The organism is Bradyrhizobium sp. CCBAU 45321 (assembly GCF_028128975.1).
In the GTDB taxonomy this organism is placed as follows: Bacteria; Pseudomonadota; Alphaproteobacteria; order Rhizobiales; family Xanthobacteraceae; genus Bradyrhizobium; species Bradyrhizobium yuanmingense.
Genome location: NZ_LFKZ01000016.1, coordinates 158,205 through 177,299, shown reverse-complemented (window position 1 = coordinate 177,299; position 19,095 = coordinate 158,205). Strand labels below are relative to the sequence as shown.

The 19,095-nt window shown below is 60.5% G+C and carries 16 protein-coding genes; 7 read left to right on the top strand and 9 right to left on the bottom strand.

Annotation, left to right across the window (positions count from 1 at the left end; genetic code table 11):
* Nucleotides 1–197 precede the first annotated feature (197 nt).
* Together ACM43_RS04985 and ACM43_RS04980 are read right to left on the bottom strand one after the other, a co-directional pair.
* A complete protein-coding gene (locus tag ACM43_RS04985; protein ID WP_271538513.1) occupies nucleotides 198–743 on the bottom strand; it encodes a transglutaminase-like cysteine peptidase in 546 nt (181 codons plus the stop codon).
* A gap of 492 nt (nucleotides 744–1,235) precedes the next feature.
* Complete coding sequence (locus ACM43_RS04980) at nucleotides 1,236–1,499, bottom strand: hypothetical protein (protein ID WP_271538512.1); 264 nt, start codon at nucleotides 1,497–1,499, stop codon at nucleotides 1,236–1,238.
* Between the two features lie 639 nt (nucleotides 1,500–2,138).
* Here ACM43_RS04980 and ACM43_RS04975 point away from each other — a divergent pair.
* On the top strand, nucleotides 2,139–2,417 hold the full coding sequence (locus tag ACM43_RS04975; protein ID WP_271538510.1) for a hypothetical protein: 279 nt from the start codon (nucleotides 2,139–2,141) through the stop codon (nucleotides 2,415–2,417).
* Nucleotides 2,418–2,483: 66 nt separating this feature from the next.
* On the opposite strand, the gene ACM43_RS04970 is transcribed toward ACM43_RS04975, so the two are convergent.
* Complete coding sequence (locus ACM43_RS04970; protein ID WP_081492935.1) at nucleotides 2,484–3,221, bottom strand: metallophosphoesterase; 738 nt, start codon at nucleotides 3,219–3,221, stop codon at nucleotides 2,484–2,486.
* Between the two features lie 613 nt (nucleotides 3,222–3,834).
* Here ACM43_RS04970 and ACM43_RS04965 point away from each other — a divergent pair.
* The gene (locus ACM43_RS04965) at nucleotides 3,835–5,265 is read left to right on the top strand and encodes an undecaprenyl-phosphate glucose phosphotransferase (protein WP_036024717.1); all 1,431 of its coding nucleotides are present in this window, start codon (nucleotides 3,835–3,837) and stop codon (nucleotides 5,263–5,265) included.
* A gap of 134 nt (nucleotides 5,266–5,399) precedes the next feature.
* Here ACM43_RS04965 and ACM43_RS04960 read toward each other — a convergent pair whose 3' ends face one another.
* The 3 genes from ACM43_RS04960 to ACM43_RS04950 form a co-directional block, all read right to left on the bottom strand.
* Nucleotides 5,400–5,687, bottom strand: a complete 288-nt coding sequence (locus tag ACM43_RS04960; RefSeq protein ID WP_036013954.1) for a hypothetical protein — start codon at nucleotides 5,685–5,687, stop codon at nucleotides 5,400–5,402.
* A gap of 394 nt (nucleotides 5,688–6,081) precedes the next feature.
* Nucleotides 6,082–8,313, bottom strand: a complete 2,232-nt coding sequence (locus ACM43_RS04955) for a Wzz/FepE/Etk N-terminal domain-containing protein (RefSeq protein WP_271538505.1) — start codon at nucleotides 8,311–8,313, stop codon at nucleotides 6,082–6,084.
* Nucleotides 8,314–8,344: 31 nt separating this feature from the next.
* On the bottom strand, nucleotides 8,345–9,019 hold the full coding sequence (locus tag ACM43_RS04950) for a hypothetical protein (RefSeq protein ID WP_246732458.1): 675 nt from the start codon (nucleotides 9,017–9,019) through the stop codon (nucleotides 8,345–8,347).
* Nucleotides 9,020–9,479: 460 nt separating this feature from the next.
* Here ACM43_RS04950 and ACM43_RS04945 point away from each other — a divergent pair, with 460 nt between their 5' ends.
* From ACM43_RS04945 to ACM43_RS04930, 4 genes are read left to right on the top strand one after another with little or no spacing between them, the layout of a single operon-like run.
* Complete coding sequence (locus ACM43_RS04945) at nucleotides 9,480–10,715, top strand: acyltransferase family protein (RefSeq protein WP_271538501.1); 1,236 nt, start codon at nucleotides 9,480–9,482, stop codon at nucleotides 10,713–10,715.
* A gap of 7 nt (nucleotides 10,716–10,722) precedes the next feature.
* Nucleotides 10,723–12,060 carry a hypothetical protein gene (locus ACM43_RS04940; RefSeq protein ID WP_271538499.1) on the top strand — a complete coding sequence of 446 codons (1,338 nt, stop codon included), beginning with the start codon at nucleotides 10,723–10,725 and terminating at the stop codon, nucleotides 12,058–12,060.
* A 9-nt stretch (nucleotides 12,061–12,069) separates the two neighbouring features.
* A complete protein-coding gene (locus ACM43_RS04935) occupies nucleotides 12,070–13,176 on the top strand; it encodes an acyltransferase family protein (protein ID WP_271538497.1) in 1,107 nt (368 codons plus the stop codon).
* Nucleotides 13,173–14,264, top strand: coding sequence for an acyltransferase family protein (locus tag ACM43_RS04930; RefSeq protein ID WP_225151646.1), 1,092 nt, complete (start codon nucleotides 13,173–13,175; stop codon nucleotides 14,262–14,264). Before ACM43_RS04935 ends, ACM43_RS04930 begins: the two co-directional genes overlap by 4 nt.
* A 17-nt stretch (nucleotides 14,265–14,281) precedes the next feature.
* Here ACM43_RS04930 and ACM43_RS04925 read toward each other — a convergent pair whose 3' ends face one another.
* Nucleotides 14,282–15,397, bottom strand: coding sequence for a glycosyltransferase family 4 protein (locus tag ACM43_RS04925; protein ID WP_157286758.1), 1,116 nt, complete (start codon nucleotides 15,395–15,397; stop codon nucleotides 14,282–14,284).
* Between the two features lies 1 nt (nucleotide 15,398).
* Nucleotides 15,399–16,232, bottom strand: a complete 834-nt coding sequence (locus ACM43_RS04920; RefSeq protein ID WP_271538494.1) for a polysaccharide pyruvyl transferase family protein — start codon at nucleotides 16,230–16,232, stop codon at nucleotides 15,399–15,401.
* 109 nt (nucleotides 16,233–16,341) lie between these two features.
* Here ACM43_RS04920 and ACM43_RS04915 point away from each other — a divergent pair, with 109 nt between their 5' ends.
* Complete coding sequence (locus ACM43_RS04915; protein WP_271538492.1) at nucleotides 16,342–17,823, top strand: lipopolysaccharide biosynthesis protein; 1,482 nt, start codon at nucleotides 16,342–16,344, stop codon at nucleotides 17,821–17,823.
* A 25-nt stretch (nucleotides 17,824–17,848) separates the two neighbouring features.
* On the opposite strand, the gene ACM43_RS04910 is transcribed toward ACM43_RS04915, so the two are convergent.
* Nucleotides 17,849–18,973 carry an acyltransferase family protein gene (locus ACM43_RS04910; protein ID WP_271538490.1) on the bottom strand — a complete coding sequence of 375 codons (1,125 nt, stop codon included), beginning with the start codon at nucleotides 18,971–18,973 and terminating at the stop codon, nucleotides 17,849–17,851.
* Nucleotides 18,974–19,095 lie beyond the last annotated feature (122 nt).

Genomic DNA, 19,095 nt, shown 5'->3' with positions numbered 1-19,095 from the left:
AATCAAGCTTAGATTAACGGCGTTTGACTCAGGCGCTGGGGCCGACGACCTCCCAACCGAGATGCAGCAGACTTCAGTGGTGGCGTTCGTTCCGCACTTGGCCGTAGCCAGGCTGAAGTGTCCGTGTCCGAGCTACGCGAAAAAGCGGATCGGACGATAACTTTCCAGGCATGAGCCGGTTGTCGTCAGAGCGCTACTTAGAAGACTACAACGTCCCGCGTCCACCGCTGTGGATCCGTACCTGACTCCGCCCGCACGATAGTGAACCGGTCCAACGCGTCGACCAGCGGCGTGACGACCGGACTTAGATTGTCGAGCACGAGGACCGCTCTTCCCTCGCGCACAAGCAGCACGAGGTGGTGTTCTCCGGTTGCTCGGATGACGACCTCTGCGAGAAGGAGTGCTGAACTGGGCCAACCGGACCGTAGCAGCAGATGCCGCTTGGTGACGGCATAGTCACCGCAATTGCCTTCGTATGGGAATATCTGCCACTCCGCGTCACGCCGGCTTGCGGGCGGATCCTTCGGCGCTATGCCGAAATTGACCGTTGAATTGATCTGAGCGAGTTCTCGCCAACGTTGAATTGAGGAGCGGAAGTCTCGGATCCTGCGATCATCGTGGCGCCGGCAGTCCTCGGGATATTGAATGCAGAACTGTGAGAATGACAGCGGTGGCGACACCGCTTGGGATGCGTAGTTTGAATGGGCGGGCTGGCTGCAAACGCAATACATCATGGCCAGCATGCATGCCGCATGTCTGATCATCGAAAGTTCGCCTGACATCCTTGATTGTTAGGCGAAGTATATTGCGGTGCAATGGAATGGCTATGACAATTGTGAGGCAATCGCTGCACAATCGTGGTGCAGCTTGCGCGATCTCGGCGGCTGAAGGCGACTATAGTCGTCCTTGGCCTTGAATTTCTGCAGGATCTATCTCGTAACGACATTGGAGTCGGCGGCTCCTGCTTCACATCCTGTTGCCTCTATAGAGGCCGATAACCGAATGAAGTTAAGGTCCATGCAGAGGTTCTTGATCCTGTTCGTGTCGCGACCGTACCCTGTCGTGGGCTCATGATGTGAGCTCATGCTTCCCGAACTGCTGGTGGCCCGAACCGTGTCGTCAGCTCGGTGGTTCTCAGGGGTTCACTAAAAAACCGCCGCAGCGCGTTCAGCGTTGCGGCGGCGATTGCTAGTGGTGCGCGGTTCTCAGTGGCTTAGCTGACCGGGCTCCCGAACTTACCGCACGTACCAATATCCCCACCAGCGCTGGGACACCGGCCGTGCCTGCGCCTTCATCGCTGCGACTTCTTCGGCCGGGCGAAGCTGCGGGCCATAGACCGCCGGCGGGTAGACGTCGTCCCAGAACACAAGCCCGCCCTGGACGGCGGCTGCCCGCTGTGACGGGGCAAGCGCGAGCTCGGCGGCTGATGTCGCGGATGCTGCCAAAGTGAGGCCGAGAGCGGCCAGGGCAATGGTTGGAATAAGGGCGCGGAAGTTCATTGGATTGAATCCCTCATGAAATGCGATGGGTGATAATGCGACGGGTTCCGGATGGTTGCAAGGGTACGGGCAGGCCGGCTGACGCCGAATTTCCGGTTGCAGGGGCGCATGGTCTCGCCGAGACGCGTCGGATCGACCCTGACGGACCTTGATGCATCGGGCTGCGAGAACGTCTCTTAGATATGTGGTCGTCATTATATATAGAGAGTGTTCGATGATCACCTCCGGCCGAGACGAGATCAGGCAGAGGCTTGCAGCGTTGCCGCGTGCGCGGCATGCATGCAAAGGAGACCGAACCTTGAACATTTTTTCGGCGCTCGTGAATCCTCGAGAACCATGATGTCGACACACTGCTCACTCTTGATAGGACGCGCACGATCCAGGACGACTCCCAGGACGACTCCCATGACTACTGCGTTTGTCTCTGCTTCCATTTTCGGCGCTGGTCTCATTCTCGGATACGCGCTACGCGCCTGGCGCGTCCAACGAAGAGCCGTGAGCTCATCCAGCAGCGCCTCGCGCCGGGCCTCGCGGCCCGCTCCGACCTCGACGTTCGGCCACGCCCGGCGAGCCTTCTAGGCATCGTCCCATTCGATGACGGTATCCAGCTTCACACTGAACCCGATGGGACATGACGACATGAGTGAGCCCAAGAAGGATGCGCCGCGACGCTACATCGTGGACGGCGGCGGACAGCGCGTGCTCGTCGGTCTGACGATCTCGGAAACGATCGAGTTCGAAGCGCTGGACAAGCCGGACACCCGTCCCGGCGCCGAGCTGCTCGGGGAGGCGGCGCGCGTCCGAGAGGCCAGGCATGGCGAACGTTGGGTGGAGCTCTACGTCAAGCACGAGCGAGCCTGGAGCGACTGGATGGCCCAGACGCGTGCGCGGCCGGCGCAGCCGCAATTGCTCAACTAGAGATCGCGAACGTCCATTTCCTCCCTGAGACGGTCTCGCGCATCGGTGGCAGGAGGCTGAAGCTCATCACACCGCGAGCATGCGGCTTCCCTGGATGCTCATCAGGGTGAGATTGCCGGTCGCATAGGCGCCGGTGTCGATATTGGCGCGGTTGGCCAGTAGTTCGGCGCTGCGGACCGGCGTATGGCCGTGGACGATATATTTGCCGAACTGCTCCTCGCTCTGCAGGAATTCCTCGCGAATCCAGAGCAGATCGCGCTCGGTCTGCTCGGCGAGCGGCACGCCCGGGCGAACGCCGGCGTGGACGAAGAAGAAGTCTCCGCAACTGAAGCTCAGCCGCAGATTGTCCAGGAATTCCAGATGCTCGGTCGGCATGGCGCGAATCAAGTCGCGCAGGATCGATGCCGGCTCGTCGCGCCTGAGATCGGGCGGAGCAAGCCCGTAGGACATCAATGTCTGGGTCCCGCCGAAGGCGATCCAGTCCTCGAACAATGAAGGGTCTTCGAACACCCTCACCAGAAAGGCCTCGTGGTTGCCCTTGAGGAAGACCGCATTTCCCCGGCGGCTCCGCTCGACCAGGATGTCGAGGGTGGACCGCGTATCCGGGCCGCGATCGATGTAGTCACCCATGAAGACTTCGACGGCATAGCGCGGCCGGCTGCGCGCAACGTCGGCGTCGATCACCCGCAGCATGGGCTCGAGCAGATGCGCGCAGCCGTGAATATCAGAGATCGCGTAAATGCGGACGCCGTCCGGCAATTGCGGTTTGGGAAGCGACGGGTGGGATCGCGCAAAAGATTTCATGGCGCTCATCGATCGGGTGGTCGGAAAAATATCCCCAAGTCACCGGCACCGGAGAGCGTCCATCCAACGCGAACAACGCGAGTTCCGTGGGGCCGCAGCTCGTTGTCGGTGCCGATCACGCCAAAAGAAGGGCACGGCATTTTTTGCCGACTTGTTTGATGGACTTCGGGAACGAGAGGGGGCCGTAGGAATTGCATCGCTGCCTCGGCGTGTGCGGCAAGTCTGCATGACTCGTCGCAAATTCTCGCATACACCCGCAGATAGAAATCTCTGGAAATTCTCGCAAGTGATCCGATGTTTGCGTTCGTCGGCAGCAAGCAGCGCCTCAAACTTGAGCGAACAGCGGCCCGTGCAACGATAGCGTCGCATCGGATGCGGAACTTGATTCAAAATAGGGCAGTTCGTTCGCTCGTATGTCAGCACTGTGACGACATTTTCAGCGCATCGAATTTCGCCGCGCATCTCAACGCGACACATCGTCCGTGCGCCGCAAAAGTTTCGCGTGCAGCGCCACAATGTCGCTGCGATCGACCAACACTTTCCGTGCGGGGAATTGACGAGTCTTCAGCATCACGATGAGCGTCAGGCACTCTCTCGATACGCAGAGGTTCGAATGGCTGTTGCAACTTACGGTTCTGAAAGCGCTCATGCGCTGTCATCTGCGCGCGGCAGTGCGCTTCAGAGGCCCTTTCAGGTCGTCGTCATCGCTGCTGACTTTCTGTTGATCCTGCTGAGCTACGCGGCGGGAGCTTCGCTGTATGGCGTGGTGGTCGCATCGCCGCCCGACGGTGCATCGGTGGGAGCCGGATTGTTTGTCGGCGTGGTGTTCGTCGGGATCGCCTATTTCCGGGACGTCTATTCCACGCACCGCCTGCTCAATCTGGTCTGGCAGCTTCGAATGGCGGCCTTTATCTGGCTGACGTCGCTCACGATCCTCGCCGTTGCGGCCTTCCTGCTGAAATCGACGGACAATCTGTCGCGCGGCACCGTCATCGTCTTCGCCGTGATCGGCGGGCTCGGTCTGATCAGCCTGCGCTTCGTCTGGCAGGCCGTGTTCGGCACGAGCTTTGCGAGAAGCCGCCTGGTCGACCGCAAGGTGATCCTGCTCAGCCTGAAGCCGCTCGACTTCACCTCGAGCCGCTTCAAGGATTTGCGCAGGAACGGCTTCGACGTCATGCGCCATTTCGTGCTCGGAGAGGACCGGGATGACGGCCAATGGGAGCGGCAGATTCGCGACGTCATCCGTCAGTCGCGCGCGGCCGATGTCGACGAATATCTGCTGGCGATCGACTGGAACGAATTGCCGATGCTGCGCAAGCTCGGGCCATATTTGCGCGCCGTTCCGCAGCCCATTCGCCTGCTGCCGGACGATTCCGTTGCCGACCTCGTGACCCGTCCGTTCCTGCCGGTCAGCGGAACCGTCGCGGTCGAGATTCAGCGGCCGCCGCTCACCATTCTCGAGCGGCTGCAGAAGCGCTGTCTCGACGTCGGCGTCGCTCTGTTCGCGCTCGTGCTGCTGACGCCGCTGCTGCTGACGGTAGCCGTGCTGATCAAGCTGGATTCGCCGGGAAGCGTCATATTCCGGCAGTCGCGCCGCGGCTTCAACGGCAAGCCGTTCGAGATCTGGAAGTTCCGCACCATGACGGTGGCCGAGAATGGCGACACGGTGACCCAGGCGACCAAGGGGGATGCCCGCGTCACCAAGATCGGGCGCTTCCTGCGCATGACCAGCATCGACGAGCTGCCGCAGCTCTGGAACGTGCTACGGGGGGACATGTCGCTGGTGGGACCGCGTCCGCACGCGCTCGCCCATGACAATTACTACGACGAGCTGATCAGCAAGTATGTCTACCGCCATCACATGAAGCCGGGCCTGACGGGCTGGGCTCAGGTGAACGGATTCAGGGGCGAAACGCCAACGATTGATCTGATGGAAAAGCGGGTCGAGTACGACGTCTGGTACGTCAGCAATTGGAGCATCTGGCTCGACCTGAAGATCATGGCCCGCACCGCGTCCGCAGTGATGTTCCAGGAGGCCTACTAGAGCATGATCCGGAACAGTGCGTAGCGGTTCTCCGAAAAGATCATGCTCCTAAAGGCGCGATGGCGATTCGTCCTAATCGCATCGCGCTTTAGCCGCTCGATCTCTCAATCGCCGGAAACCTCCGTCCCGGGGTTTCAGGTTCCATTTCGCGGCGGCCTGCGGAAGAGCCGCATGATCGCATCGCGCAGCGCGAGCAGCGGCGGCACGAGCACGAAGAAGGCTCCCATTGCGACGGAGACGATGACATGGCGGATCGAGAAAGGCTCGTCCTGCTCGATCTGGCGCCGGCTCGGGTCGATGGGCGCGGGTGAGAGCGTCGTCGCCATGGGGTGGCGGAGCGGCTTGCGTGGAGGGACCACGATCAACACGAACAGAATGTTGAGCAGGACCCAAATAGTCAAAATCGTCAGGACGATCAGCATCCGAGCCTACCGGAAAAATAACTGCGAGTAATGAGCCGAGATTAGCCCCGGGGAACCGAGAAAGAAAGATGCCTAAAGTTTCGGCATTTTCAGGCCTCAAGGCTCGGATCGTCTCGTCATATTGACAGCTGATGGCACCGGCACAATTTTCCCGGCGACCACCGTATCCGTCAATCCTTGCTTTTGGCTAGAGCAATAACTGCAAGTTGTGGATTCCGGACGAATACGGAGCCCGCGAGCAGGTCCGGAGCGCTTGCCGCATCTCCGGTCCGTGCGCGAGGGCGCAGGGGATGCCCATCCAAGCGACCGCCAAGCACGAATAAGGCCCGCTGCCAATTGGCAACGGGCCCGAGCTCATTCCAGTTGTTCAGTGGGAGCGGCGCCTCGCCTCCGCCTAGGCGTGCTCGACGTAATAGCTGTTGTGGTGCTTGCCCTTGTAGGCCTCGATGCGCTTGAGCATCTTCGGGTTCGCACGGTTGAGCACGGCGCCGATCAGCTTCTTCTGGAGGACTTCCGAACCCGAAACCGACTCCTGCAGAGCGGTTCGCGTGGTCTGGCCCCATTCGATGACGTAGACCATGGCGTCGATCAGGAAGCTGACGGCCTTGGAATCGGCCACCGGCATCACCGGGGCGAGATCGATCACGATGTACTCGTAGTGCTCCTTCAGCACCTTGAGCAGCTCGGCCATTGCCTTGGATCCGATGACGTCGGCCGAATTGACCATGCGCGAGGCCACTACGGAGGGCAGGAAATCCAGTCCCGTCTCCTTGCTTCGCTGCACGTGGTAGCCGAGGTTCGCGGGATCGTTGAGAGCCTCCACGAGGCCGGTCTTGGCGTTGGGCGCGAGCTCCCGCGTCAGCGAGCGCGTGTGCAGATCGCCGTCGATCAGAACCGTGCGATGCCCGGTGAGGGCGATCAGCTGCGCGAAATTGGCGGCCACCGTCGTCTTGCCCTCCTTTGGAAGCGAGGAGACGATTCCGATCACCTTGATCTCGCGGGTCAGACGCGCGACGTCGATCGAAACCTTGATGTTGCGCAAGGTCTCGGCAAAGCGTGAGAACGGATGATCGACGACGTAGCGGGAGAGATCGGGAGGGCCGGTCTTCGCTGACGTCGGGAGCAACGCGCCGGCCTTCGTCGGCGGACGTATGTCCGGCAGCACGCCGAGGCATTTCACGCCGAGCTCATCCTCGACCTCGCCGGGGGTCCGCAGCACGTCGCTCAGCAGTTCACGCGCAAATGCCGCGCCGAAGCCGAGGCAGAGGCCGCCGACCAGGCCGCCCACGAGGGCGAGGACCGTTCGGGGCGAGCTCTTGCGGTCCGGCTTGGTGGCGGTGCTGATGAGGCGGGCCTCGCTGAGGGGAAAGCTCTGGTTCTGCGTCGCGCTCTGCAGCTTTTCCAGGAAGTTGTTGTAGAGATTGCGGTAGGTGTCGGCGGCACTTTCGAGATCGCGCAGCTTGACCTCGGCCTGGCCCTTGTTGCCGGCCTGGGCGACGAGGTCCTTTACGTTCTTCTCGAGCGAGGCCTCCCGGCTCTTCGCGATCTCATAGTCGCTGCGATAGGCGTCTGCGATCCGACGCAGCTCGTCAGCAATGTTCTTGCGCAGCTCCTCCATCTTGTTGGCCAGATTGACCGCCGCAAGGTGGGATTTGCCGTAGCGCCTGGACCAGTCGGCATATTGCGCCTGGAGGTCGAGATATTGAGCGCGCAGACGGGTGATCACCGAGTTGTTGAGGGCATCCGTCACGGTCGACTGCGCAACATCCTGATCGGAAATCGTGTCGATCCGGTCAAGCCGGGCCTTGGCTTCGGCGGTCGCAGCCCGCGCCTGAACTAGCTGCGTGTTGAGGTCGGACAATTGCTGCTCGGACATCAGGCCGCGGCTGGTTCCGACGATGTTGTTCTCGGCCTTGAAGGTCTGGACGGCGCGATCGCTGGCCGATGCCTGCTCGCTCAGCTCGAGGCTGCGCTGCTGCAGCCATTCGGTGGCCCGCTTGGTGGACTGATATTTGGCCTCCAGGGCGCCGACGAGATAGGCACTGGCGATCGCGTTGGCGATCTTGGCGGCTTTGTCGGGGCTCCGCGCTTTATAGCTCAGCGACAGGACATATGTCGTCAGCACGCGCTCCGTACGCAGATTCTTCTGAACCTGCTGGACGACCGCATGTTCGATTCGCTCCTGGCTTGCTGGTTCGCCGGAACCGAATAGCGATGTCAGCTTGCCGATGATGATAGAGAGCAGGCCGGGATTGGAGCCGTTGAACTCCGGGTCTTCTGTCAGCTTCAGGCGGCGGACGACGGACAGAATGAGGTCGTCCGAGTTGATGATCTCCACCTGGCTGTCGACGTAGCCCGTGTCGATCAGGGCGCTGCTGGCGTTGCTGTCCTTGTCCAGAACTTGCGTCTGCCGCGTATCCATCATGATGCGGGCATTTGCCGTATACATGGGCTGCGCCATGGCCAGGTAGACGATCACCAGGGCCAGCGAAGCTCCCGTACAGACCGCGATGATCGGCCATTGGCGGCGAAGGACGTCGGCCACGCGCTCGAAGCTGAGGACCGCCCCGCCGAATTCGATGCCGAATCGGTGCCCCGACTGGAAATGTTCCCTAGGCTGGTACATGTGCTAATTCGCTGCCTTTGACGATCATGGATCAATTCGGAAGGGGGACGGGCTTGAACGGATTGGCCAGCTTGGTCCTCCACTCGCCCTCGAGCAGGGCGCCGCCGCGGCCCGGCTGCGGCGAGGTCTTGATTTGCGATTGGGCCTGGACGCCGGAGCTGTCCTCTCCGGCGCCGGAATAACCGGCCTGCACGTTGAGATCGCCGATCCGCTGCACGAAATCCCTGATCTTGCGCGCGGCGTCCGGCTTGGTCGACGTGCAACGTGCTTCGGCAAGGCGCAGCGCAGCGCCGATGGACGAGCGATCGGCTGAAGCCGACGCCGAGATGAGCGTCTGGACGGACGGCAGGACCGACGGATTCGTCGCGACGTAGCGCGCGAGCCAATACCGCAACTTCTCCTTGTCATTGCGCAACCGCTCGAGGAGCGAGGACGGCGACTTCACGAAGGTGTCGAGTTCGAGTTGCGAGGCGCGGTCCGAGAATTCGACGCACTGCGCGCGGCAAGCACCGGCGCTCGACACGATCAGCGCAGAACCAATCAAGACAATCGCTAGCCATCGCGGCTGCGCATGACGACGTATTAGTCCGCGGCCCATCCGTGTTCCTTGCTTCTGTTGCAATAGGAGAACAGGTGAAACTTGACAGGTAACTGTGTCATCTTTTTGTGCGACGCAAAAGCTGGTGCAAAGCTGGCGACAAAACAACCCGAGCTCGCTTGTTCGCCGGTTGCAAAAACAAGCTCTACAATGCCTGCGAGATCGGCAAATCACGCCCATGAATGTTGCAACCTGAAAACATATCGGGCACTCGCGCAGCCGCTCGTCGCAAAGCCGACACAAGTCACGACGCGCGTTATTGTTCCCCGTTAGCGAAAGAATTTTTCGTGCGACATTGGCACGCAGCAATCAATGTGCTGCAAGGACCTCGATCGCAACAGTGCCGAATTTCGCGCACACTTTGCGCGCAAATACTCGCAATCGTCCCAATGCCGATTGGCTTGCGCACCGAAGCAGGCGCACGTCGGATGAAAAGTGGCATGAACTTGGCGCTCGCATGTCCGAATGATCTGCAAGCTTTGAAATTATTGTCGGTCGTCATGCATCGAATGCGGCTCCGTGATTGCAGAGATTGATCACGCGTTGAGACCTGATACACACTGCTGCGGTGCAACAGCTACGGAATGTTGATGTGACGGAGTTGGTTCATCGTGAGAAGGCGCACGTCCTGCCGCTCGACAGCATCCGGGGGATCGCCGCGACTTCCGTGGTGATCCACCATCTGCTGCTGATGCCAACCTTTCTCGCGGCATTCCCGCACAACGCCTGGATCAACTGCTCCTTCTTCAGGAGTGCATGGCTGCTGGTCGATCTGTTCTTCGTTCTCAGCGGAATGGTCATGGCGCTCAGCTATGTCGAGAACGACTTCACGCGCTTCTCGCTGCGCGAATTTATGGTACGGCGCCTGGCGCGAGTCTACCCGCTGCATATCGTCATGCTGCTGGCAAACCTCGTCTTTCGCCTGCTGCGCATCGGCCTGGTCATGGCGGGGGTGGTCGTCGCCGCGCCTGCGGCGTTCGAAGTGAACAATGCCTATTCCTTCGGCCTCAACGTCCTGCTTCTCCACTCGATGGGGTTCATCGACTATCTCAGCTGGAATGCGCCGAGCTGGAGCATCAGCGTTGAGTTCTACACCTACCTGGTGTTTGGTCTGCTCGTTCTCATTGCCCTGCGCATGCGCTCGCTGGCGTGGTTCTATGTCCTCTCCGGGCTGCTCGCGGTCGGAAGTCTCGTCTTCATCATCTTCGTGCTCGAAAAGAAGAGCATCGAGCTTCAGACGGATTTCGGCTTACTACGCTGCTTCGTCGGCTTTTTCCTGGGCGTCTTGATGGTGAGGATCGTCGATCGCCTGCCGGCCAAGCCGGGGCCTGCCGCGCAGGGCGCATTGCAATTCGTCGCCATGATCGCGAGCATCGTCCTGGTGTCCCTGGCGGAGGCCAATCCTGCCGCGACCTTCCTCGCGCCAGTGATGTTCGCGATCTTCCTCGGCAGCCTGCTGGCCTTTCCGGATGCGCTGCTGGTGCCGCGGATCCTGGTGGCCAAGCCGCTGATCTGGTTGGGACGTCGTTCGTACTCGATCTATATGGTGCACGCGCTCGTGGTGCTGCTGGCTGAATACTTCGTGCGGGGCGTGGGGGCGGGGCGAATCGCCGCCCTGGATTCGATCTGGGCAGGCCTGCCGGCGACGCTGAATCTCGTCGTTTCACTGGCCGCCGTGCTCGCGGTTTCGCACCTCACCTATCTCTATGTCGAAATTCCCGGCGGCAGGCTCCTGCGAAATGCATTCGGAAGCCCCCCGGATTTTGCGCCATCCCCCGCCCAATCGGCGCGGCTGAGCAACTGAGCCGCGCATGAGCACCTTCGCGCTGCAACCCCGCAGGATGATGCTGATCAGCCTCAATATCGAGGCGATCGCGCTCGCAGCCTATCTGGTCCGGGATGCCTTCGGCGGTATGATGCGGTACTACACCAGCATCATGCATTTGGACGCGCTTTGGTTCGTGCCGGATGGCATTGCGCTTCTGTGCCTGGTCCAGTTCGTCGTGCATTGCATCTTGCGCAATCGCAGTATCATGGCTGCAGTTGTCCTCGTGCAGATCATGCTGTCGCTGGTGCTCGGCTACTTCATGCTGGGGACGGTCAACGCGGCGATGTCGTCGTTTAAGATGATGCTCCCGGTGTTCGTCGGATTTTGTTTCTGCGACACCAGTCTGGGCTCCTACAAGAAGTTGCTGTCGGTCATCGCCGCGACGTTCTACCTCTCGCTGATCGGCGTGCTGCTGACGAAATTCTACTTCATGCCCTGGGTCGGATACAAATATGAGTCCTTCGGCGCCGTTCGTGAGGCGGGTCGCTTATGGTGGGCCTATGGCGGTGACGATCAGCGTCTCACGGGCTTTGCTGCCGAAAGTACCATGGCGGCCTTCTTCATACTCGTGTCCTTCGCAATTACGTCGATCCGTAAGAGCACGATTTGGTGCCTTCTGTACGGCTCTCTTGCGGTCTACATCATCCGTCTGACGACCAGCAAGACGACCATGATCGTCCTCGTGCTCTACTTGATTCTGCTGGTGTTCGTGCGGATGCTCCCGGAGAAGTCGCGCTTCTCCGCGATACGAAACATTGCATTGTGGTCGTTTGCCGCGATCCTGGTGCCGTTCTTCATGATCGTGCTCGCTTCGGGTACCGCCGCGGTGCCGCACACGACCCTGTTCAGCATCGTCGACCGCATCAACAACAGCTGGCAACTGCCGTTCGTCTACCTGAGCCAGCTCATGCCCGTTGGTCTCGTGACTGGCTGCGGCGTGGGCTGCTTCAACTATCCGCAGAAGCTGTTCTCGCCGCTCGCCCCCTTCTGGGTTCCCGTCGACAATTTCTACATCGGCACGTATCTGATGTTCGGACTCCCGTTCGTCGCATTCATGGTGATGGTATTCCGGGCGACGTTCGGCACGACCGACGTCTACAAGCTGACGCTGATCTTCGTCGTCAACTTGTTCACGATCACCGTTCTGAATTACGGCCCGGCGTCCGGCCTGCTGATCATCGCGTTGAGCTTCAGCGAAGTGTTCTCGCGGCGCGCCGCCACGGCGCGGGCGGGCGACGCCGTGCCAATCATCGTACGGCCACCGATGCCGTCATTAGAAGGCTTCCGCCCGGATGTACCGGCGGCGAGCGGAAGCAGGTGAGAACGAACTATGCATAAACGGCTCGCATTCATCGACACGCTGCGCGGCATTGCCGTGCTGGCCGTCCTGGTCCAGCACGTGTTCGAGGTCATCCTGGAAAAGCACCCGACGGGTGTTTATTACGGGCCCCTCCACGACATATTCGGCTACTACATGAACTTTGGCCGGTTCGGCGTCGTGTTGTTCTTCTTCGTGAGCGGCTTCGTCATTCCGTTCAGCTTCCCGGACAGCGCCACGCCTGTGCGGGATTTTACGATCAGCCGCTTCTTCCGGCTCTATCCGGCTTATTGGACTTCGATCGTTGTCGGGCTCGTGTCGGTGCAGCTGCTGGATTCGAAGAGTTTTCCGCTGGGGCAGATCGCCGCTAACGTGACGATGTTGCAGACTTTCGTGAACGTCCCGAATCTCTGGGTATTCTATTGGACGCTGGCGATCGAACTTTTGTTTTACGTCGGATGCACCATTCTCTTTGCGATGGGGCTGCTCAACCGGCGCTTCACGGCGGTGACCATCGTCGTTGCCGCCGCGCTGGTGGGAACCACAGCTGCACTTTTCGTTGAGAGTAGGGCAGTCTCCTCGGTGATGGAGGTCGGCTTGAACCTATCGGCGATGTTCCTGGGCAAGATCATCCGCGACACCGTCATTGGCGGCAAGCTGCGGTGGACGCATGTGACCGTCTGCACGCTTCTGTATGCGGTCTTCGCCGCCACCCTGTCCGACCGCCGGTTCGGCGGCGTGTATCAGGAGAATTTCTTCTACAGTTATTCGATCGGATCGGCCTATATCTGCGCGGCGGTTGTCTTCATCGGCTTTGCCGTGTTCGGCGAACGGATGGCCTGGCGCCCGATGGCATTCGTCGGCGTGATCAGCTATTCGGTCTATCTGATGTCGCCGTTCGCGATTGTCTACGTCCATCGCCTGGTATGGTTCGGCGACGGACCCCTCGGATGGTCGATCTTCCTGGTCGTCATCCTGGCATTGTCGATCCTCGTCAGTTGGATGACATACACGTTCATCGAGAAGCCCAGCATTTCCTTCGGGCAAAGATTCCGCTCCGCGCGAAGAAAGCCTGTCGTCCTCGAGCCAGTGCTCAGCACCCAGGGTGCCGCAGAGTGATCAAGGCACCTCACCAGCCGGGCGCCGCCTATGATGGATCGTTCCTTCCTTCGGTCCAGGGCCTTCGTGCCATCGCGGCGCTGAGCGTGCTGATGGATCATTTCTACGACATGCCGAAGGCAGGCATGTACGACATCCCCAATCCCGGTTTTCTGCCGCCGCTCTGGCCCTGGCTGCAGTCGGTGATCAATGTCGGCGGGCACGGTGTCGAGCTGTTCTTCATGATCAGCGGCTTCCTGATCCCGGCCAGTCTGATACGCCACGGTTCGCTGTCGCGGTTCTTCTTCGACCGCGTCCTGCGCATCATGCCAGTGTTCGTCGTGCTGCATCTTGCGCTGTTCGCGATCGGGCCGATCGTGGCCTACAAATTCTTCCGCGGCATCGATCTCACCAGCTATCTCGGGATCTTTGCGGCCAACCTGTTCTTCGTGCAGGACGCGCTCGGCCTGCCCATTGCCCAGCAGAATGCCTGGACGCTGACCTATGAGTGGGCGTTCTACATCTGGTTTGCGCTGACATTCTCGATGTGGCGCGCCGGCGGTAGGCTGCTGGCTGCGCCTCTGATCCTGCTGGGCGTGGCCTGCCTGATGCGCTGGCCTATCACCGCGTTCTTCTGCATCGGGATGCTGTTCAGCGCGACGGGATTTCGCATTTCCATTCCCGGACGGCTCGGTCTGGTCGCAGGGCTCGTCTGCGGGGCCGCGCTGTATGCGAGCCTGGTGCTGTTTCATCCGTTCGTGGGCCTCATTCCCGGATTTCTGCTGTTCGCCATGGTGCTCGCCCCGGAATCTGGCCTCGGGAAGGCCCTGAGCACGCCGGCGCTCCAATATATCGGCAAGATCAGCTACAGCCTCTATCTCGTGCACCCCTTCGTGCTCTTCCCCTTGCAAGTGGTTGGCCTGAAGCTGGTTGCCGCCGGCGTCGACCGCTGGCTGCTATGGGCGGCTTTCATCGGACTTGGGCTGGTGATGTCATTGGCTGCAAGTGCGATCAGCTATGAACTGATCGAGGTCCGGCTGAGGCGCTTGCTGGACGGCGCGTTCCGCAGCACGTTCTTTCGACCGCTGAAAGTGGGGCAATCGGCTTGAGAGAGCGCGTGTCGCGCTCACTTCACGGTACGACCGGCGAGCCTGTGATAGGATCCAAGCAACCGTTCGGCAATGTGGTCCCAGTTCAGAGGGCCGGCCGCGGTCTGCCGCGCGCCGTCAGCCAACGTTGCGGCGAGTGAATTCGACGTCAGCACGCGCTCGAGTGCATCGGCGAGCGCAGTGGCATCGCCGGGAGGAACCAGGAGACCATTGACGCCGTCCGTCACGACGTCGGGAATGCCACCGGTGGCGCTGGCGACGACGGGACGCGCATTCCCATAGGCGGATGCGAGCACCCCGCTTTGTGATGCATCCTTGTAGGGCAAGGCAACCACCGTAGCAGATTGAAATAGACGTCCGGTATCCGCAGGCGAAATGTAGGCATTGATGGTCTTGACCGTCGGCATTGCCTCCATCCGGGCGCCGAGCCGTGTCATCTCGGGGCCGCGCCCGGCGACGATCGCTTCATGCGTGACGCCGCGCTGGGCCAACATGTCGATCGCGTCGATGAAGACGTCGAGGCCCTTGTAAGCCCACATCCGTCCAAAAAACAGGATGCGTCCGGATTCGGGCTCGGTGAACGAGCTTTTGTCCGGCGGAACCATCAGCACGCCGTGCATGCTGGAAACCGTCTCGCCCTTGAAGTCGGGCGAGGCGCGATGAAAATCGGCAATGCAGCTCTCGCCGTGCGTCGTGACGATCGAGGCGGCCGCACGCATGCGCCCGCGCCAGGCATCTTCACGGGGCGAGGTGCCGGAGCCGCCCTCCGAGTGCGGGATAGCATCGTGAACGGTCAGTACCAAGGGAATGCCGAGCGGACGCAGGAGCTGAATCAGCTTGGACGTGTAGATCTCGGGAACTTCGTGACAATGGATCACGTCCGGGCGGAAGGAAATTATGTCGATGAACGAGGCAGGGATGCCGATTGCGCCGCCGCGCCGCAGACTGAGGTCGCGAATCCGTGTCTCGAACGGCGCCGTCACGGCGATATCGGCAAGCTCCCATTGCTGGTTCGCGTCTTTGCGGTTGAGCACAAGCCGAACGTCGCAATGATGCGCCAATCCCGATGCGAGGCGGTAGGAATATTCCGCAAAATGCGGCGCGTAGATGGCCACGCGGAGGCGCTTGGCCATGTTAGTTCTTTCCGCTCCAGAGGTCGATCGGGAATGCACTCATCAAGGCACGATGATCAAAGTTGAGGCGCGCAGCTCCCCCCATCTCGCGACCTTCGTCAATACTCGTCGCAAACTCGACGGCGAACCGGCCGGTGCCCTCATAATAGTCATGATACTTGAACTCGGCCTCTCCGCTGCTCAGCCGTACGTATCGAGCCGGTATCCCGAATGCCTCGGCGACGATGATGCCGTGGAGCGAGCTGGCCAGAACCAGTTCAGCTTCGAGAATGGCGTCAATTCGCCGGTTCCAGGATCCCAGCGGTGAGACCACCGTATCGGCGCCAGGGTCGACGAGACTCAAATCGTGCAAATTCGGAACAAACACCCACGGCTTCTTGGCAGTAGGGCGAAAACGATTTGGAAACAGCTGAGGAAGTAGCAACGCCGGATCTCCGAACACTTCGGGAACCGCGATGCCCCGGCGCTGCAGAACTTCCCGGGTACGGGGGCCGCGCACCGCTCGCACGTCCAAATTCTGCACGCGGTGGTTGAGGTCACCTTGGCCGGGGCGTCCGTTTACGCCGCTTCCCCAGATCACATCGCCATTTCGCGCGTAGTGGAGCACGGAGCCGATCGCGAACAAGCGCGCTTGCCGCGGCACCTCATCGGCGAGCGTATAGCCGAATTGCCGCAAGAGATGGTCAACGACAACGATCGAAAGATGATCACCGAAATTGATCGTTCCGTCGTCGGGACGCCAGAAGAACAAGTCCACGTGCGGATAGGGCAGTTGATGAATAAAGTCGCAGCCGACCTCGTTGATCAGCCGTCGTAGATTGCCTCGAAAATTCATGCTGCCTCGGATGTAGCTGCTTTCTTGCCGTAGTGTCCTCGTAAACAAGGCGACTATTGGACCATAGCAGCCAATGGCTCATCGACGGTTGTCGACCTAACCCCGAATTGTGACAGGCTTCCAATTGCGCCACGAGATTATCAAGCCGCGCTCGATCGTTTCGGGCGTCATTTGGTCGGCGCTCGATTCCGCGGTCGGGCAGGCGCTCACGCTCGCAATCTACATGATCATGGCGCGGCTGCTGTCGCCGCAGATTCTCGGCATCGTGGCAACGGGAGCGCTGGCGCTCGAGTTCTGCAGGGCAGTCCTGATCGAGAGCATCGCGATTGCCGTCCAGGCGCGTCCCGATCCGAAGGATGAGGATTACACTGCCTCGTTTTGGCTCATCGCGGGCCTCTCCTTGTTTGCAGCACTCGCACTGTTCGCCTCGAGCGGCGCCATCGAACGATTCTCGGGTCTTTCGGATATTGCCATCGTTCTCAAGGGATTTTGCATCGTGGTGGCTGTGCAAGGCCTGTCACGGACGCACGAAGCCTGGCTGACGCGCAATCAACTCTTTCGATCCCTCGCCATCCGCTCGCTTTCTTCAATCTCTATCGGCGGGGCGGTAGGGATCGCGCTGGCGATACAGGGTTACGGGGTCGTTGCGCTGGTCGGACAGCTCGTCTCGACTTCGTTGATCTCGCTGGTCAGCCTTTGGATCCTGACGCCCTGGCGCCCTCGGCTCCGGGTCAGCCGGCAGGCTGTCATCGATCTCCTGAGTTATGCGCGCTACGTGGCACTGACGGGAATCACGAACTTTGCCAATGCCAATTCCGATCTGATTTTCGTCACTTGGTATACCGGCGCCGCCGGCGCGGGCTTCTACAGCCTTGCCAAGCGCCTGGTCAACGCCGTGAGTACCGTGATCGGGAATGCGTTGAACCGCGTGTTCTTTTCGACCATCGCTGGCCTCCAGCATGACCGGGAAGCATCGCGTTCGACGCTGGTCGACTTCGTCAAATACACGTCACTGCTGACAGCCCCGCTTTTCGCGGGGATAGCGGCTCTGGCGCCGGATCTCATCGTCGGTTTCTTCGGATCCAAGTGGGGCGAGGCCGCCCCTCTGCTCGCGATCATGTCGATCACCGGGTTCTTGACCACGATCGGCCTCTACAATCACTCGGTGATCCTGGCATTCGGCAAACCGCACTGGCAGACTTGGCTGACGCTGATCTACGCGGTTTCGAACATAACGATCTTCATCCTCGCTGCGCCATTTGGCCTTATCGCGATCGCTGTCGGCTATGTCGTTCGCGCCTTGTTGCTGTATCCGCTATCCGCCGGAGCCTCGATGCGGATCTTGTCGCTCGGCATCAGGCCCTATGCCGCGGCGCTGATGCCCGCACTTGCGGGCTCCGCGGTGATGGCATGCGCAGTCGTTGCTGCCTCCGTAACCATGCCGGCCGCGTCGCCATGGCTGCGTCTCGCCGCGCTCGTGCTGCTTGGTTCTTCGGTCTATCTTGCCGTTGTCATGGCGGTCGCCCGGCCGGCCGTGGTGCGGATATGCCAGGAAGTCTGGGGTCGTGTGCGGCGATCGTCTAAGACCTAGCCAGAATTCGGCTTGCACGCACCAGCTAGCTTGCGTTGGCCGCCTGTCTGGCCTCGGCAAGACCGAGCGGCTCGGGCTTCGGGACGCGGGCTGATCTTGCCCCGCCAGGCGCAAGCCGGTTGATCAATCTTCGAGCGGGATCTTCGACGTAGCGATATGTCACGTCGGCAACGACGGTCAGAACGATGCAGCAGACCAATGCAAACACCGGAAACATGCTTGGCTGAAGTCCGAAATAGTGCCAGGCCGGCTTGAAGAGCAGGATCAACAGCACTTCGTGCACCATGTAGATGGCATATGACGTGTTGCCGAGGCGGCCGAGCCAATCGGAGCCGGGAAACCGCGCGAAGGCGCTTTCTCCCGTGGCAGTGACGAGGATCGCGAGAGAGAACAGTATGATTGCAAGGTCGGGCTTGGCAAAGAAGTTGAGAACCAGGATCGAGACGGCAAACAGCGCTATTCCGGCGAATGCAACCGGCTTCTTGCGATAGTCGCTCGAGAGCCTGAACAGGACGGTTAGGAGAATCCCGTTCAGGAAGCTCGGAAGCGCCCGTAACATCCCGAAATCGAAAGTTGCCCCGTACATCTGTGAGCGTTCCTGCCAGATCGGCAGGTGAGCATGGGCAAGGATGCCGTAAGAGAGCGCGACGATGATCGCGAGCATCAGCGGCGAGATCTTCCCGGCCAGCAGCATGAACAATGGGAATAATAGGTAACAGAACAGCTCGGCGCTGATGGACCAAGCCGGCGAGTTGAAGCTGAGATGATCTGTGATACCCCACGCCTGCACGAGGAAGAGGTTTTGAATGAAATCCGTCCAGCTCGCGTGCGAGGTCGGACCGGATATGCCGATGAGAGCAAGCACGGCGAATATCAACAAGGTGAGTAGATGCAAGGGGTAGATCCGCGCGATCCGCCTAACGAGAAAGCGCGCATAGGAGCGCAGGCCGGTCGAGCTTGAAGGATAGGAATAGGAGATCACGAAGCCGGACAGGATGAAGAACATGTCCACGAACAGGCCATAGGACCCGTTCCAGGCCGGTGAGATGCCCTTGTCGATCAGCTTCAGGTGGAAGATGAAGACCCCGAGCGCGGCGACGAAGCGGTAGAAGTCGAGAACGACAAAACGTCTTGCTTCACTGGCTTCCATCGGGCCTCGGAGTCCTTGCGCGGTTCGTTTCCCTTCTAGAGTCGAATTGTGACGCAAGTTCGCAAGCGCGGCGGCCCGCCCGAATTCATGGGGCCTATCCAATTGCGAATGGGAGTCAGCTC

Coding starts and splice junctions, on each gene's coding strand:
- ACM43_RS04920 (WP_271538494.1), bottom strand. CDS start 16,232: ATGAATTTTCGAGGCAATCTACGACGGCTGATCAACGAGGTCGGCTGC.
- ACM43_RS04970 (WP_081492935.1), bottom strand. CDS start 3,221: ATGAAATCTTTTGCGCGATCCCACCCGTCGCTTCCCAAACCGCAATTG.
- ACM43_RS04910 (WP_271538490.1), bottom strand. CDS start 18,973: ATGGAAGCCAGTGAAGCAAGACGTTTTGTCGTTCTCGACTTCTACCGC.
- ACM43_RS04985 (WP_271538513.1), bottom strand. CDS start 743: ATGCTGGCCATGATGTATTGCGTTTGCAGCCAGCCCGCCCATTCAAAC.
- ACM43_RS04935 (WP_271538497.1), top strand. CDS start 12,070: ATGCATAAACGGCTCGCATTCATCGACACGCTGCGCGGCATTGCCGTG.
- ACM43_RS04965 (WP_036024717.1), top strand. CDS start 3,835: ATGGCTGTTGCAACTTACGGTTCTGAAAGCGCTCATGCGCTGTCATCT.
- ACM43_RS04980 (WP_271538512.1), bottom strand. CDS start 1,499: ATGAACTTCCGCGCCCTTATTCCAACCATTGCCCTGGCCGCTCTCGGC.
- ACM43_RS04955 (WP_271538505.1), bottom strand. CDS start 8,313: ATGTACCAGCCTAGGGAACATTTCCAGTCGGGGCACCGATTCGGCATC.
- ACM43_RS04975 (WP_271538510.1), top strand. CDS start 2,139: ATGAGTGAGCCCAAGAAGGATGCGCCGCGACGCTACATCGTGGACGGC.
- ACM43_RS04960 (WP_036013954.1), bottom strand. CDS start 5,687: ATGCTGATCGTCCTGACGATTTTGACTATTTGGGTCCTGCTCAACATT.
- ACM43_RS04925 (WP_157286758.1), bottom strand. CDS start 15,397: ATGGCCAAGCGCCTCCGCGTGGCCATCTACGCGCCGCATTTTGCGGAA.
- ACM43_RS04940 (WP_271538499.1), top strand. CDS start 10,723: ATGAGCACCTTCGCGCTGCAACCCCGCAGGATGATGCTGATCAGCCTC.